This is a genomic window from Polaromonas sp. P1_E12, assembly GCF_056405975.1.
In genome coordinates, this window is record NZ_JBFUBB010000002.1 from 243,005 (window position 1) to 258,198 (window position 15,194).

The following is a 15,194-nucleotide window of genomic DNA, read 5'->3' on the forward strand; positions in this document are numbered from 1 at the left end:
CCGCGCCAAGGCGGTGGAGGCTGTTGACAAGCGGGTAGGCAGGCTGAGCGACAGCCCACGGAGAAAACAAGGCCGGATATCCCGCAGCAGGGGTACTGCCGTTATCGAGAACTGTTATCAATTGTACCCGCGCGGGCTTTTTTGCGGGTCTTCGCGCGCCGCCACCGGATAATAGAGATGTATGGATTCGTAGCCTCGGGCGCCGGGGCCGCAACCTGCCTGCAACGGCCTAAAATCAGCCTTCATCCAAATCACCATGGCCAAAAGTCCTTCGTCCACCGCTGCTGCTTCCGCTACCGCTGTTCCGGCATTGCCCGCCAGCTATGAGGCCGCATTGCAGGAACTCGAAGGGTTGGTTGACAGCCTGGAATCCGGGCAGCTGCCGCTGGACCAGTTGCTCACCGGTTACCAGCGCGGTGCGCAGCTGCTGAAGTTCTGCAGGGACAAGCTCGAGGCCGTGGAAACCCAGATCAAGGTGCTGGAAGGCACGGAACTCAAACCGTGGGTGCAGGAATAACCGGCGCAGCCGGCGCCACGGCGCATTGCAGGCAGAACATTCCTTCACCCCCTAAAAAAGAGACCCACGATTGAACGCCCCTGAAAAACTGCCCCTGTTTACCTTGAGCGCCTGGAGTGCCGGGCAGCTTGCCAATGTCGAGAGCGCCTTGTCGCGCTGGGTTGCCTGTCCCAGTGATGCGCCTGCGCCTGCGGGCCTTGGCGACGCCATGCGTTATGCCGTGCTCGACGGTGGAAAACGCCTGCGGCCGCTGCTGGTCATGGCGGCCTGCGAGGCCGTGCAGGGCAATGCGCAAGCCGCCCTGCGGGCCGCCTGCGCGGTAGAGCTGATCCACGCCTATTCGCTGGTACACGACGACATGCCTTGCATGGACAACGATGTGCTGCGCCGCGGCAAGCCCACGGTGCATGTCAAGTTCGGCCAGGCCCAGGCACTACTGGCCGGCGACGCCCTGCAGGCGCTGGCATTTGAATTCCTCACGCCTCCCGATGACTCAGTCGATGCGGCCACACAGGCGCGCCTGTGCCGCATGCTGGCCCAGGCGGCCGGTTTTCAGGGCATGGCCGGCGGCCAGGCCATTGACCTTGCCAGCGTGGGCCTGCCGCTGACGTCCGTCCAGCTGCATGAAATGCACCGGCTGAAGACCGGTGCGCTGCTGCAGGCCAGCGTGATGATGGGCGCGGCCTGTGGTGCTGCGACACCGGCCGCTCAAGACGCCTTGCACGATTACGGCGCCGCCGTCGGCCTGGCTTTCCAGGTCGTTGACGACATCCTCGACGTCACCGCTGATTCCGCCACACTGGGCAAGACGGCCGGCAAGGACGCCGCCCAGGACAAACCCACCTTTGTATCGCTGATGGGGCTGGAAGACTCCAAAGCCTATGCGCAGCAACTGCTGGGCAAGGCACTGCGCAGCCTGGACGCCAGCGGGCTGGGTCACACCGATGCTCTGCGCGCACTGGCGGACATGCTTGTGAACCGTCATCATTGAAGCCGTCATCAGGATTGAATACCGCGGACCGGGAAACCGGCCTTGCCATAAACAGCGACACCACGATGTACCCATTGCTTGAAACCATCAACAGCCCCGCCGACCTGCGGAGCCTGCCCCGCGTTGACCTGAAACCCCTGGCCGACGAACTGCGTGCCTACGTGCTTGACAGCGTTTCAAAAACCGGCGGCCATCTGAGCTCGAACCTGGGCACCGTGGAGCTGACGGTGGCTCTGCATTACGTCTTTAACACCCCCGAAGACCGCCTGGTGTGGGACGTGGGTCACCAGACCTATCCGCACAAAATCCTCACGGGCCGGCGCGAGCGCATGGACAGCCTGCGGCAGTTTGGCGGCCTGTCGGGTTTTCCGCGCCGCGACGAAAGCCCCTACGACACCTTTGGCACGGCCCACTCATCGACCTCGATTTCCGCCGCACTGGGCATGGCGCTGGCCGCCCAGCAAAAAGGCGAAGACCGGCATGCGGTGGCCATCATTGGAGACGGTGCCATGAGCGCCGGCATGGCCTTCGAGGCCCTGAACAATGCGGGTGTGCATGACCATTGCAAGCTGCTGGTGGTGCTCAACGACAACGACATGAGCATCAGCCCGCCGGTGGGCGCGCTGAACCGTTATCTGGCCCAGCTGATGAGCGGGCGTTTTTATGCATCCGCCAGGCACATGGGCAAGCAGGTGCTGCGCGTGGCGCCGCCGCTGCTGGAACTGGCCAAACGCCTGGAGTCGCACGCCAAGGGCATGGTCGTGCCTGCCACGCTATTTGAAAACTTCGGCTTTAATTACATCGGCCCCATCGACGGTCATGACCTGGAGTCGCTGGTCCCCACGCTGGAGAACATCAAGCACCTGATGGACACCAAGGGCGGCCCGCAGTTCCTGCATGTGGTCACCAAAAAAGGCCAGGGCTACAAGCTCGCCGAAGCCGACCCCATCGCCTACCACGGCCCCGGCAAGTTCGATCCGGCCATGGGGCTGCAAAAATCCACCGCACCGGCCAAGCAGACCTTCACCCAGGTGTTCGGCCAGTGGCTGTGCGATATGGCCGAGCACGACAGCCGGCTCGTCGGCATCACGCCGGCCATGCGAGAAGGCTCGGGCATGGTTGAGTTCCACAGGCGCTTTCCTGAACGCTACCATGACGTCGGTATTGCGGAACAGCATGCGGTGACCTTTGCCGCGGGCATGGCCTGCGAAGGGCTCAAGCCCGTGGTCGCGATTTACTCCACCTTTCTGCAGCGCGGCTACGACCAGCTGATCCACGATGTGGCCCTGCAAAACCTGCCTGTCGTGTTCGCGCTGGACCGCGCCGGCCTGGTTGGCGCCGATGGCGCCACGCATGCGGGCGCCTATGACATTCCTTACCTGCGCTGCATTCCCAACATGAGTGTGGCATGCCCCGCCGATGAAAATGAATGCCGCATGCTGCTGAGCTCGGCTTTCGAGCAAAACCATCCGGTGGCTGTACGCTACCCGCGGGGCGCCGGCGCCGGCATCCAGCCGGGAACCGGCCTTGAGGCGCTGCCCTTCGGCAAAGGCGAAGTCCGCCGCGAAGGCTCGGGTGTTGCCATCCTGGCTTTCGGCACCTTGCTATACCCGGCCCTGCAAGCCGCAGAAAAACTAGGCGCCACAGTGGTCAACATGCGCTGGGCCAAACCGCTGGATGTCGAGTTGCTGCTCAAGGTCGCAGCCACCCACCAAGCCCTGGTGACAGTGGAAGAGGGTGCCATCATGGGTGGCGCCGGCAGCGCAGTCAGCGAAGCCCTGCAAGCCGCAGGTGTCAACAAACAGGTGCTGCATTTGGGCCTGAAAGACGAGTTCATCGAACACGGCGATCCCGCAAAACTGCTCGCCCTCCAAGGCCTCGATGCCGCAGGCATCGAAGCGTCCGTGAGGGCGCGGTTTTCTGCTCTGCTGGGAACCGGCAAGCCCACCCTAAAGTCGGTAGCTTAGGCAAGACTCTTAAAGCCAGCATGAGCCGTGGAACCGGCTTTGCCGGGCCACAGGCGGGCGGCCCCCTCGGGGGGCAGGGAGTTACGCGAAGCGAACGACCGTGGGGGCCACATCTGTTCAGCTTCCCGTCAGCTCTTCAAGGGTAAACCCGGCCGGGTCGAGACCCCCTCATTTTTAGAATTCCCAAAGACCTGCAAAACGGTCTGACTGGTGCCTGAGCCCAGTGGAATTTTCATTTTTACCTTTCGGAGTCAACCTGATGGATCGTCGTTCACTCATCAAACACGCCGGCGTTGCCGGTGTTTTGGCAGCAGGCGTTGCGCCGGCTGTTCACGCACAGGCCGCTGTTCGCTGGCGCCTGGCATCCAGCTTCCCCAAATCGCTGGACACGATCTATGGAGGTGCTGAAACGTTTGCCAAGCATGTCAAGGCGATTTCAGGCGGCAAGTTTGAAATCTCCGTCCATGCTGCAGGCGAACTGATGCCCGCGTTTGGTGTGGTCGACGGCGTGCAGCAAGGCTCCATCGAGGCAGCCCATACGGCGCCTTACTATTTCTTCGGCAAGGACGAAACCTTTGCCATCGGCGGCGCCATTCCTTTTGGCCTGAACAGCCGCCAGATGAGCGCCTGGACCTTTGAGGGCAACGGCTTGAAACTGATGCGCGAGTTCTACGCCAAATACAACATGATCAGCTTTCCGTGCGGCAATACCGGCGCGCAAATGGGTGGCTGGTTCCGCAAGGAAATCAAGTCCATTGCCGACATGAAGGGCCTCAAATTCCGCGTCGGCGGTTTTGCCGGCAAGGTCATCGAGCGCCTGGGCGGCGTGCCGCAGAACATTCCCGGCGGCGAGATTTACCAGGCGCTGGAAAAAGGCACCATCGACGCTGCCGAATGGATCGGTCCCTACGATGACCAGAAGCTGGGCTTCAACAAGGTGGCACCCAACTACTACTACCCCGGCTGGTGGGAAGGCGGCCTGCAGCTGGACCTGTACATCAACCAGAAAGCCTACGACGCGTTGTCGCCCGAATACAAGGCGATTGTGGAAGCGGCCAGCGCCGCCGCACACGTCGACATGCAGGCCAAATACGACACCAAGAATCCGACGGCCCTGAAGCAGCTGGTGGGTGCTGGCGCCAAGCTCCGGCCGTTCCCCGCCGATGTCATGAACGCCGCTTTCAAGGAGTCGATGAAGCTGTATGAAGAGCTGTCGGCCAAAAATGAAAACTGGCGCAAGGTCTATGCGGACTATTCGAAATTCCGCGGCGACCAGAACCTGTGGTTCCGTTTTACCGAGGCGACCTTCGACCGTTTCATGCAGAGCCAGAAGCTGTAAAGCCATCAACTTGATCAGATAGGGGGCGAGCGGCTTGCAACTGGCAAGCCGCTCGCTGAAACGTTTTCGTCAAAAAGCCGCCWGCCCAGGCGGCTTTTTTGTGCGCGATCTACGGGTAAAAACGGGGTGTTTTTATGCAAAAGAGTGACAAAGTATCCATGCTCCGCCGATTCAATCAAGGCAATGCAATTCAACAGTTGTAGCAGGCCGAACCGATCTGGCAGATCAACGCAAAATTCGATAACTTCAGGAGAGAGTTTTATGGATCGTCGCTCACTTATCAAAAACGCCGGTATTGCCGGTGTGCTGGCGGCAGGTGTAGCACCTGCTGTTCATGCGCAGGCTGCCGTTCGTTGGCGCCTGGCCTCCAGCTTCCCCAAGTCCCTTGACACCATTTTTGGTGCCGCCGAAGTATTTGCCAAAGCCGTCAAGGCCATGTCGGGCGGCAAGTTCGAAGTGTCGGTTCATGCCGCTGGGGAATTGATGCCCGCTTTTGGCGTGGTCGACGGCGTACAGCAAGGCTCTGTCGAGGCGTGCCACACGGCCCCCTACTATTTCTTCGGCAAGGATGAGACCTTTGCCCTTGGCTGTGCCATTCCCTTCGGTCTGAACAGCCGTCAGATGAGCGCATGGATGTACGAAGGCAACGGCCTGAAGCTGATGCGCGAGTTCTATGGAAAATACAACATCGTCAATTTCCCCGGCGGTAACACCGGCGCGCAGATGGGTGGCTGGTACCGCAAGGAAATCAAGTCGCTGAAAGACATCAAGGGCCTGAAAATGCGCATCGGCGGATTCGGCGGCAAGGTCCTGGAGCGCATCGGCGGTGTGCCGCAGAACATTCCCGGTGGCGAGATTTACCAGGCCCTCGAAAAAGGCACGATTGACGCCGCCGAATGGGTGGGACCTTACGACGACCTGAAACTGGGCTTCAACAAAGTCGCTCCGTTTTACTACTACCCCGGCTGGTGGGAAGGCGGCCCCGAGCTGGACTTCTTCATCAACAACAAGGCTTTTGACGCCCTCACCCCTGAGAACAAGGCCATTGTGGAAGCAGCTGCAGCCCAGGCCCATGGCGATATGCAGGCCAAATACGACGCAAAAAACCCGGGTGCGCTCAAGCAGCTCGTGGGTGCGGGTACCAAGCTCCGTCCATTCCCGACCGACGTGATGAACGCTGCTTTCAAGGAGTCCATGGCGCTTTACGAAGAGATCAGCGCGAGGAACGAAAACTGGAAGAAGATCTACGCCGACTACTCCAAGTTCCGCGCCGAGCAGAACCTGTGGTTCCGCTTCACGGAAGCCACGTTTGACCGCTTCATGCAAGCCCAGAAACTCTGAACCCGGCCCATCGGTCATCCCGAAAGCCGCCTCTTGCAGGCGGTTTTTTTACGTCTGTCCCGATACTGTAAAACCGGGTTGGGCAAGTGGTGTGAAATGCTGACAAAATAGATCTCCGCCCTCTTGCTCAAAAGCGCGGCTTGCATAGCCGTCGATTGCCAGCTGGGCGCCCCGCACGTCCATTCGGACCGCAAACCCGACCACCCTTCAGGAGATAGCATTTAATGGATCGTCGTTCACTTATCAAAAACGCCGGCATTGCCGGTGTACTGGCCGCCGGTGTGGCACCTGCTGTTCACGCGCAAGCGGCCATCCGCTGGCGCCTGGCTTCCAGTTTCCCCAAGCCGCTTGACACCATTTACGGCGGTGCCGAAGTGTTCGCCAAGAAGGTCAGCGAAATGACTGGCGGCAAATTCCAGATCAGCGTCCACGCCGCCGGCGAATTGATGCCTGCTTTTGGTGTGGTCGATGGTGTCGGCCAGGGTTCCGTGGAAATGTGCCACACCGTGCCTTACTACTACTTCGGCAAGAACGAAGCGTTTGCCATCGGCGCAGCGATTCCATTCGGCATGAACTCGCGCCAGATGTCGGCCTGGATGTACGAAGGCAATGGCCGCAAGCTCATGAATGAGTTCTACGCCAAATACAACCTGGTGAGCTTTCCTGGCGGCAACACGGGCACCCAGATGGGTGGCTGGTTCCGCAAGGAAATCAAGACCGTGGCTGACCTGAAAGGCCTGAAGTTCCGTATTGGCGGCTTTGCCGGCAAGGTGGTGGAGCGTCTCGGCGTGGTTCCGCAGAACCTGCCTGGCGGTGAAATCTACCAGGCACTCGAAAAAGGCACGCTGGATGCCGCAGAGTGGGTGGGCCCTTACGACGACCAGAAACTGGGCTTCAACAAGGTGGCTCCGTTTTACTACTACCCCGGCTGGTGGGAAGGTGGCCCTGAGATTGATTTTTTCGTCAACAACAAGGCGCTGGAAGCCCTGCCCGCAGAGTACCGCGCGATCATCGATGCCGCCGCTTCACATGCGCACATCGACATGCAGGCCAAGTACGATGCACGCAACCCGACCGCACTGAAACAGCTGGTGGGCGCCAAGACCAAGGTCTTGCCCTTTCCCAAGCCCGTGCTCGATGCCTCGTTCAAGGCGTCGATGGAGTTGTATGCCGAGCTGGCCGAGAAGAACCCTGACTGGAAAAAGATATACACCGACTACCGTGCTTTCCAGAAGGACCAGATCCTCTGGTTCCGCTTCGCCGAGTCGCGCTTCGACACGTACATGCAGGGTGTCACCTTATAAGCCCCCACGCTTTTCACTGCGTCTTCGACTTCGTGTAATGCGCTGCCCCCCGAGGGGGCCGCTGCGCCTGCGGCCCGGCGAAGCCGGTTCCGCGGCCCCTGCTTGAAAGGGAAATCAGTGGTTCCCCGTTTTCCCGGGAAATAAAAAACCGCGACATGTCGCGGTTTTTTTTCGCCTGCCTTTCCGGCGGCAGTGAGCCGTGCCCTCAGCGTTGGCTGCGAAAGGTCTTCAACTCGCTTACCAGCCGTTCAAATTCCGCGACCATCTCGGGCGATGCGGCGTAGAACACCGCGAACTTCCCCATCAAGGTACGCACATACAGACGTGGTGCGATCAGCCATTCGAGTCCGCGCACGCGGATCAGCTTGCCGTAGGCGAGTTCGCGCAGCTCCATGTGCTTGTCCCAGACCCAGCTCTGGTAGAGGCCTTGTTCGTCGAGGCGCGTGACGCTGCGCAGGATGTGCCACCACGTGTAGCCCACCATCAGCAGTCCGGCGATGAACCACCCCCCGCCGGCAGCCGCGCCTGAGGCCCTCCCAGCCAGCCAGGCCTGGACAAAAGCCGCGGCCAGGGCCAGCACGATGGCGGTGGCCAACACCTTGAAGGGCACGGAAAACGCCTGCCCCGAGATGCTCCCACCTGTCGGGGTGAACTTGAAGGGCGGTGGGCCGAAATAGGTGCTGGGGGCGGGTACGGGGTCCATGGAGTGCTCGCGGTATGGAAAGGAAAAACTGACAGTATGGGCTGCCAATAAAAACGCCCCTCGCGAAAGGGGCGTTGGACGCTGGCCTGGAAGGCTGCGATCGGTTATTTGGTCTTGAACAGTTCGTCGAGTTTTTTCTGTTCGTCATCGGCATTCGGCTCCGCCGGCGGGGCCAGCGGGTCTGTGCCTGCTGCACCGCTGGCCCCGCCCGCGGGCGGGGTCGCGCTCTCGTCGACGGGGATCTCGATCTTGACCTTGTCCAGGTCGACCACCTCGGGTTTGTCGAGGAAGATCGTCACCGTTTGCGGCACGAAGATGACGATCGCCACCAGAATCAGCTGCATCGCCACCCAGGGAATAGCGCCCAGGTAAATGTCATTGGACTTGATCGGCTTGGGAATGCGTCCTTCCTTGAACAGGGTGTCGGCGATCCCTCGCAGGTAGAACAGCGCAAAGCCGAAGGGCGGGTGCATGAAGCTGGTCTGCATGTTCACGCACAGCAGCACGCCGAACCAGATCAGGTCGATGCCCAGCTTGTCGGCGACGGGGCCCAGCATGGGCAGGATGATGAAAGCAATCTCGAAGAAGTCGAGGAAAAAAGCCAGGAAGAAGATGAACAGGTTGACGGCGATCAGGAAGCCGGTCTGGCCGCCAGGCAGGCCGCTGAGCATGTGCTCGACCCACTTGGCGCCGTCCACGCCCTGGAACACCATCGAGAAGACGCGTGCACCTATCAGGATGAAGACCACCATGGCTGTCAGGCGCATCGTGCCGCTCATGGCTTCCCAGATCAACGCCGGGGTCAGGCGTTTGTGCATGGCCGCCAGGATCAGCGCACCCACCACACCCATGGCGCCGGCTTCGGTTGGCGTGGCAATGGCGGTGTTGATGCCGGGCAGGCCACCCATGGAGCCGAGCACGGCAAAAATCAGGATGGCCGACGGGATGATGCCGCGCAGGCATTTGCCCCACAGCGCCCAGCCGTTGAGCGTGCGCGCGGTTTTCGGAACGCCGGGAACATGGTGCGGCTTGAACACGCCAAGCATGAAGGTGTAGCCCGCGAAGATCAGCACCTGCAGGATGGAGGGGCCCCAGGCGCCCTTGTACATGTCACCGACGGAGCGGCCCAGCTGGTCAGCCATGACGATCAGCACGAGTGACGGCGGCACCAGCTGGGTGATGGTGCCGGAGGCCGCCAGCACGCCGGTGGCGTAGCGCATGTTGTAGCCATAGCGGATCATCACGGGCAGCGAGATCAGCGCCATGGCGATCACCTGGCCAGCCACAGTGCCGGTGATCGCGCCCAGGATGAAGCCGACGATGATCACCGAGTAGCCGAGGCCGCCCTTGGCGGGGCCGAACAGCTGGCCCATGGAGTCCAGCATGTCTTCGGCCAGGCCGCACTTTTCAAGGATGGCGCCCATGAAGGTGAAGAAGGGAATGGCCAGCAGCAGCTCGTTCGACAAAATGCCGAACATGTTGAGCGGCAGGTTGGACATGAAGCTGGCCGGAAACCAGCCCATCTCGATGGCCAGGAAGCCCGAGGCCAGCCCGAGGGCGGCCAGCGAGAAGGCGACGGGAAAGCCGATCAGCATGATCAGCACGAGGCCCGCGAACATGATCGGGGCAAAATTTTCCATCTGCATGGGGTAGTCCTGAAAGTATTTTTATGGGAACGAGCGATGCAAACGGATCACTGAACCGGTTTTTCGTAGTGCGTATCCATCTCGAATTTGCCCTGGAGATAGCAGATGCGCTTGATGATTTCCGAGAGGCCCTGTACGAACATCAGACCGAAGCCCAGCGGCAGCAGCAGCATCGCGGGCCAGCGGATCAGGCCGCCGGCGTTGCCTGAGACTTCACCTGAGCGCAGCATGCTCACGAACAGCGGCCAGCTCAGGTAGGCCAGCAGGCCCATCACGGGAAGCAGGAAGATGGCCAGGCCGAAGATGTCTACATACACCGGCCCGTTGCCCTTGAGCTTGCCGTAAATGATGTCGACCCGCACGTGCTCGTTGAGTTTGAGGACCACAGGTGCGCCCAGCATCACGGTGGCGGCGAACAGGTACCACTGGATTTCAAGCCAGCCGTTGGAGCTGATGTCCAGGCCGTAGCGCACAAAGGCGTTGCCGGCGGAAATCATCGCGGCGAGCAATACCGTCCAGGCGGCGATCTTGCCCAGTCGCGTGGTCAGCCAGTCGTAGGCCAGTGCGAGTTTGAGGAGTGCGGACACGGGATGTCTCCGATAAGTTCTTTTGAATGAGAAAGTACCCACCCGGGTACGTCGAGGCATGAATGGTACGACGGATGCCACCCGCAGCACTGAATAAAGACTGACAAAAAATTTCCGGGTTTACCCTAGGGTTTTACGGCTTGTGCCAGACTCTCGCGCATTTTTTCAGCGTACGGCCAGCCCGTGGCCGGCGGTGACGTCCCCGATGACCGCCGCCTCGGCAAAGCCCTGGGCGTGGAAAATTGCCAGAACCTCGGCGGCGCTGTCTGCATTGCAGGACACCAGCAGGCCTCCGGAGGTTTGCGGGTCACTGAGCAGGGCTTTGTCTACGTCGGCAAAGGCGGCGGGCAAACGCAGTTCATTTCCATAGCTGGCCCAGTTGCGCCCAGAGGCGCCCGTCACACAGCCTTGTGCCGCGAGTTCGCGCGCGCCACTGACCAGCGGCACGCGATGCCAGTCGATACGCAGCTGGACGCCGGCCCCGCGGGCCAGTTCCAGGCCGTGGCCTGCCAGGCCAAAGCCGGTGATGTCGGTGAGTGCATGCACGCCTTCCATGCGTGCCAGCTCGATACCCGGCTTGTTGAGCTGTGTGGTGAGCGCGATCATGCGGGCATAGCCCTCGGCATCCAGCTGTTCTTTTTTCAGCGCCGCTGACAGGATGCCGATGCCCAGTGGCTTGCCCAGCACCAGCACGTCACCGGTGCGCGCGCCGGAATTCTTCTTGACCCGCGAAGGGTGCACCAGGCCCAGCACCACCAGGCCATAAATCGGCTCGACCGAGTCGATGGTGTGCCCCCCCGCGATCGGGATGCCCGCATCGCGGCAGACGTCCTGCCCGCCGCGCAGGATCGCGCCTATGGTCTCCAGCGGCAGCACATTGATGGGCATGCCCACCAGCCCGAGCGCCATGATGGGCGTGCCGCCCATGGCATAGACGTCGCTGATTGCATTGGTGGCGGCGATGCGGCCGAAGTCGTAGGGATCATCGACGATGGGCATGAAGAAATCGGTCGTCGCGATCAGCGCCTGCTCGTCATTGAGCAGGTAAACAGCCGCGTCGTCGGCGGTTTCAATGCCTACCAGCAGCTGCGGCGGAATCGGGAGGTTGCTGGAGTTTTTGAGAATTTCACTCAGCACGCCAGGCGCAATCTTGCAGCCGCAACCGCCGCCATGCGACAGGCTGGTGAGCCGGGGTGGGGTGCCCGGAAGTGTTTCAGGGGCGTTCATGGCGTGCTTTCAATGGCGTTCCCGCGGTACCGGCGGTGCGCGGGGCAGCCAGTTTAAAACAAGGGGGTTTTCTCGAGCATTTCACCTGCTGCCCTCAGGCGCAACCCCGGCCGCGCTCCTGGCGCTTCAGTTGTCCTTGTCGGCCTTCAGTTCGCCTTTCACCGCGTCATACACAAACAGCTTTTTGGCCAGACCGGGCTGGTAATTGAGCATGTCAATCAGGAAGCTCAAGGCTCCGAGGTTATTGCCGAGGCGATCGACCGATCCCGCCATGTGGGCCTGCTGCTCATTGGCACCAGGTTTGAGCATCTGTTCCACGAGTTCGCGCATATGCATTACCGCCAGGGCTGCCTGGTCTACCCCCAGCATGGACAGCACGCCCTGCATCTGCGCGAGCTGCCCTGGTACCACGGCCAGGGGTTTTTTGTCCTCCGGCGTGCGGAAAAAGCTGTCGAGGGATTTTTCCAGCACACCCAGGGCCACGCGCAGTTCACCCACCACGCTTCCCATGGTCTGTTTGTCGTTGACGCGTTGGTACAGCTCCTCCATCCACGATTCCGGTGGTTGTGGCTGTCCGCCCGTCCTGGCGCTTTCAAGCCGCTCCGCAAGCCGGGCTGTCCGGGCCCACAGGCGCGGGTCGTTGGGGTCGAAATCGTCAAACACGGCTTCCAGGTACAGCACCGCGGTTGCCACCTCCAGCGCCAGTTCGGGGCTGGGGGCCTGACCCGAACTGACCGTCGAGGCGATCACGCGCGTCAGCGACCGCGCCATCGGCTCGCTCGGTGGATGCAGTTTGACCAGTGAATCCGTCACCAGGCTGAACTGGTCGTTCAGGGATTTGAACTTGCTCAGGTCTCCGGCGGTGGCTGCAGACCATGTTTCCTTTGCCGAGCTGATGCGCTTGCGGGCCTGCGCGATCAGGGCCGGGGCGAAGCGGCCGAACTGGACCGACTCATAGTCCACCGGCTTGAACCGTGTCAAGCCATAACTTGAACGAACCGCCGACAGCACCGGCGCGTCGCTGGAGCGTGGGACTTTCGCCTGGGAACACAGGAAAAGCAGATCTTCCGCAAGCCGGGCCGACGCCTCCGTACCCTTGGCCAGCCAGACATACTGCAGCAGGATGCGCAGGGTTGCACGCTTTACATAGAGATCGATCTTCAGCAGGCCTTTTGCCAGTGCTTCGAAATACGCCGCTGCAATTTTCCAGAAGGTCCTGGGCTCAATGCCGGTCTGGCCCTGGGCGAACCCCAGGCAGACATCGCTGAGGCTTTGCGCGGCTTCCGCGTCACCGGTTCGGATGAGGGTCAGCATCAACCGGTCCAGCAGCTGCCTGGATTCCCCGCCGTACGCCCTGGCATCGACAGTGATATTGAGGACCGGCTCTATCCAGCGCCACTGGAACACCCAGAGATCCGCCGGATGGACGCGGTCGGCGCCAACCAGGCCCTGGATGTCGCGGTACTGGGGGAAAAGTGACACCGCAGACACCGGTTTGCCGGCCAGCACGTCTTCGAGGTAATGCGTCAGGGAAAAACCGGCCAGTTCGATTTTGGTCGCAGCGTCCTGTGTGCATTGCCCCGGTGTCTGGATGAATTTTTGCACCGCCGTTTCCATGGCCCGCAGCACCAGCGCAGGCGCGCTCATGCCGACCATCTCCAGCGCGCCGACCGCCTGGTGCAACTGCTGGCGGGCAGTACGTAACTGGCCGGCATCCAGTGCGGCGAGATCGGAGTTGCTGACGCCTTCAGCCTCCCGCAAAAAGCGTTTCAGGGCTTTGTTGGAACCTTCCAGCGACTTGCGCAGTTCTTCCAGCACCCACGCCAGGGGCCCGAGGTCCAGGAGCGTCATGTCGAGCTCGGCGGGCGATGAGTTCAGATCGTGTGGTTGCATAAGTGGCGTGCTGGTGAGTGAGTCAAGGGGCGGGGTCAAGGGGCAGTCGATGCGTCCTCCAGACACCCGCAGGCATTCTCAAGATACGGGGCGACTGGCCGGAGTCTATCCGTGTACTTGTTGTTACAAAAGGGGGTAAGTCGCCGTGGCGCGACACCTTGCCATCAATATTTCGTCGGGTTGGCAGGCCCCCTTGTTTGTCCTCGAGCCCAGTATGCAACCTAAACACTTATGCGCGCCAGCCGGTCGTCCGTCTGCTATTCTGGTCTCAATCGGCGCGCGGCTTTGATGGTGTCTTGTTTGTGTCCATTCGTGTCAGTGCTTGCCAGACTTTGTGCGGGTTCAAGACGCTACACCTTTTCATTACTCCCGCCAGCAATCATTTTTTTCGCGATGGACCGCCAGATCGATTCGCCCCTCATGCGCAGCGCCGGCCGTGACGTCCTGTCGCTGGCGCTGATGGATGCCCGCAATCACACCTTGCGGATTTTTGGCCAGTACCAGCAGGCGCTGGAATCCGTTGGTTTTGCCGTGCCGGGCTCCCCGCTGCTGAGCCCCCCGCTGTGGATGCTCGGCCACGTCGGCTGGTTCCAGGAATGGTGGATCGGCCGCAATGTGCAGCGTGCACAGGGAATACGCTGCGCACCGGGGCACACCCGCCTCGCTTCGATGGAACCCAATGCCGACCGCTGGTGGGACCCTGCGAGTGTTCCGCACAGCCAGCGCTGGTCGCTTGACCTGCCCGATGTGGAAGTTTGCCGTGCCTATCTGCTCGACACGCTGGAAAGCACGCTGGAATTGCTGGGCAAAGCCGGGGAGGACGGCGACGCGCTCTACTTCTACCGCCTGTGCCTCTTTTATGAGGACATGCAGGCCGAAGCCTTGACCCACGCAGCGCAGATGCTGGGTGTGCCTATTGAGAAGGATTTGTTGCAAGCCTTCACACCCCCGCCCATGGCACTGCGGGGCGCGCTGTTGATCCCGGCTACCACCTGGAAAATGGGCTCTGCCGCACCATCGGGCACTGCAGGTTTTGTTTTTGACAACGAGCTGGCACAGCACGACATCAGCGTGCCCGAGTTCGAGATCGACGCGCAGCCGGTGAGCTGGGCGCAGTTCGTGGAGTTTGTCGATGACGGCGGCTATGACCGGCCCGAGTTCTGGCAGCCCGAGGGATGGGAGTGGTTGCAGGCCATCGTCAAAAGCGAAGGCAGGCGCGGTCCGCGTTACGTTGAACAGATTGGTGTGGCCAGCGGCGCCGTAATGCTGACCCGCTTTGGCAAGGCCATGCGCATGCTCGGCAACCAGCCGGCCATGCACATGAGCTGGTGGGAGGCTGACGCCTGGTGCCGTTGGGCCGGCCGCCGCCTGCCCGCAGAAGTGGAATGGGAAGTCGCTGCGTGCACGGCCGCCCGCAGGGGCTTTCGCTGGGGCGACGTGTGGGAGTGGACGGGCACGACCTTTCGCGCTTACCCGGGTTTTGTGCCCGGTCCTTTCGCCGCCTATTCCGAACCCTGGTTCGGCAGCCACAAGGTGCTGCGCGGCGGCTCGTTCGCAACGCGTGCGCGCCTGAAGCATCCCCGCTACCGCAACTTCTGCCTGCCCGGGCGGGACGATATTTTCTGTGGCTTCAGGTCCTGCGCGCTATAAAAAGAATAGCTGGTAGCGCTAGTCCTGAA

The 15,194-nt window shown here is 61.3% G+C and carries 12 protein-coding genes; 7 read left to right on the top strand and 5 right to left on the bottom strand.

The window, feature by feature from the left end; all coding sequences use genetic code 11:
* The first annotated feature begins 256 nt into the window (after positions 1-256).
* From AC1D13_RS06950 to AC1D13_RS06975, 6 genes are all read left to right on the top strand, one after another.
* Positions 257-517 carry an exodeoxyribonuclease VII small subunit gene (locus AC1D13_RS06950; RefSeq protein WP_477665604.1) on the top strand — a complete coding sequence of 87 codons (261 nt, stop codon included), beginning with the start codon at positions 257-259 and terminating at the stop codon, positions 515-517.
* 70 nt (positions 518-587) lie between these two features.
* Complete coding sequence (locus AC1D13_RS06955) at positions 588-1,508, top strand: polyprenyl synthetase family protein (RefSeq protein ID WP_477665605.1); 921 nt, start codon at positions 588-590, stop codon at positions 1,506-1,508.
* A gap of 65 nt (positions 1,509-1,573) precedes the next feature.
* A complete protein-coding gene (dxs, locus tag AC1D13_RS06960) occupies positions 1,574-3,475 on the top strand; it encodes a 1-deoxy-D-xylulose-5-phosphate synthase (RefSeq protein WP_477689249.1) in 1,902 nt (633 codons plus the stop codon).
* Between the two features lie 259 nt (positions 3,476-3,734).
* Complete coding sequence (locus tag AC1D13_RS06965) at positions 3,735-4,814, top strand: TRAP transporter substrate-binding protein (RefSeq protein ID WP_457280015.1); 1,080 nt, start codon at positions 3,735-3,737, stop codon at positions 4,812-4,814.
* Between the two features lie 261 nt (positions 4,815-5,075).
* On the top strand, positions 5,076-6,155 hold the full coding sequence (locus AC1D13_RS06970) for a TRAP transporter substrate-binding protein (protein ID WP_457280016.1): 1,080 nt from the start codon (positions 5,076-5,078) through the stop codon (positions 6,153-6,155).
* 224 nt (positions 6,156-6,379) lie between these two features.
* Entirely contained in the window at positions 6,380-7,459 is a 1,080-nt protein-coding gene (locus AC1D13_RS06975; RefSeq protein ID WP_457280017.1) for a TRAP transporter substrate-binding protein, read from the top strand.
* A gap of 205 nt (positions 7,460-7,664) precedes the next feature.
* Here AC1D13_RS06975 and AC1D13_RS06980 read toward each other — a convergent pair whose 3' ends face one another.
* From AC1D13_RS06980 to AC1D13_RS07000, 5 genes are all read right to left on the bottom strand, one after another.
* Positions 7,665-8,162: a hypothetical protein gene (locus AC1D13_RS06980; protein ID WP_457280018.1), complete on the bottom strand. Its 498-nt coding sequence runs from the start codon at positions 8,160-8,162 to the stop codon at positions 7,665-7,667.
* Between the two features lie 104 nt (positions 8,163-8,266).
* Positions 8,267-9,808: a TRAP transporter large permease gene (locus AC1D13_RS06985; protein ID WP_457280019.1), complete on the bottom strand. Its 1,542-nt coding sequence runs from the start codon at positions 9,806-9,808 to the stop codon at positions 8,267-8,269.
* A gap of 47 nt (positions 9,809-9,855) precedes the next feature.
* Positions 9,856-10,395: a TRAP transporter small permease subunit gene (locus tag AC1D13_RS06990; protein ID WP_457280020.1), complete on the bottom strand. Its 540-nt coding sequence runs from the start codon at positions 10,393-10,395 to the stop codon at positions 9,856-9,858.
* 165 nt (positions 10,396-10,560) lie between these two features.
* Positions 10,561-11,622, bottom strand: coding sequence for a selenide, water dikinase SelD (selD, locus tag AC1D13_RS06995; RefSeq protein ID WP_477689250.1), 1,062 nt, complete (start codon positions 11,620-11,622; stop codon positions 10,561-10,563).
* A gap of 126 nt (positions 11,623-11,748) precedes the next feature.
* Positions 11,749-13,515: a FimL-related protein gene (locus AC1D13_RS07000; RefSeq protein WP_457280022.1), complete on the bottom strand. Its 1,767-nt coding sequence runs from the start codon at positions 13,513-13,515 to the stop codon at positions 11,749-11,751.
* A 393-nt stretch (positions 13,516-13,908) separates the two neighbouring features.
* Between AC1D13_RS07000 and senA the strand changes: the two genes are divergently transcribed.
* Entirely contained in the window at positions 13,909-15,165 is a 1,257-nt protein-coding gene (senA, locus tag AC1D13_RS07005) for a selenoneine synthase SenA (RefSeq protein WP_477689251.1), read from the top strand.
* Positions 15,166-15,194: the final 29 nt, after the last annotated feature.

Bases quoted from the DNA above. Each gene is read 5' to 3' on its own strand.
- AC1D13_RS06975 (WP_457280017.1), top strand. From the start codon at position 6,380: ATGGATCGTCGTTCACTTATCAAAAACGCCGGCATTGCCGGTGTACTG.
- selD (WP_477689250.1), bottom strand. From the start codon at position 11,622: ATGAACGCCCCTGAAACACTTCCGGGCACCCCACCCCGGCTCACCAGC.
- AC1D13_RS06970 (WP_457280016.1), top strand. From the start codon at position 5,076: ATGGATCGTCGCTCACTTATCAAAAACGCCGGTATTGCCGGTGTGCTG.
- AC1D13_RS06980 (WP_457280018.1), bottom strand. From the start codon at position 8,162: ATGGACCCCGTACCCGCCCCCAGCACCTATTTCGGCCCACCGCCCTTC.
- AC1D13_RS06965 (WP_457280015.1), top strand. From the start codon at position 3,735: ATGGATCGTCGTTCACTCATCAAACACGCCGGCGTTGCCGGTGTTTTG.
- dxs (WP_477689249.1), top strand. From the start codon at position 1,574: ATGTACCCATTGCTTGAAACCATCAACAGCCCCGCCGACCTGCGGAGC.
- AC1D13_RS06950 (WP_477665604.1), top strand. From the start codon at position 257: ATGGCCAAAAGTCCTTCGTCCACCGCTGCTGCTTCCGCTACCGCTGTT.
- AC1D13_RS06985 (WP_457280019.1), bottom strand. From the start codon at position 9,808: ATGCAGATGGAAAATTTTGCCCCGATCATGTTCGCGGGCCTCGTGCTG.
- senA (WP_477689251.1), top strand. From the start codon at position 13,909: ATGGACCGCCAGATCGATTCGCCCCTCATGCGCAGCGCCGGCCGTGAC.
- AC1D13_RS07000 (WP_457280022.1), bottom strand. From the start codon at position 13,515: ATGCAACCACACGATCTGAACTCATCGCCCGCCGAGCTCGACATGACG.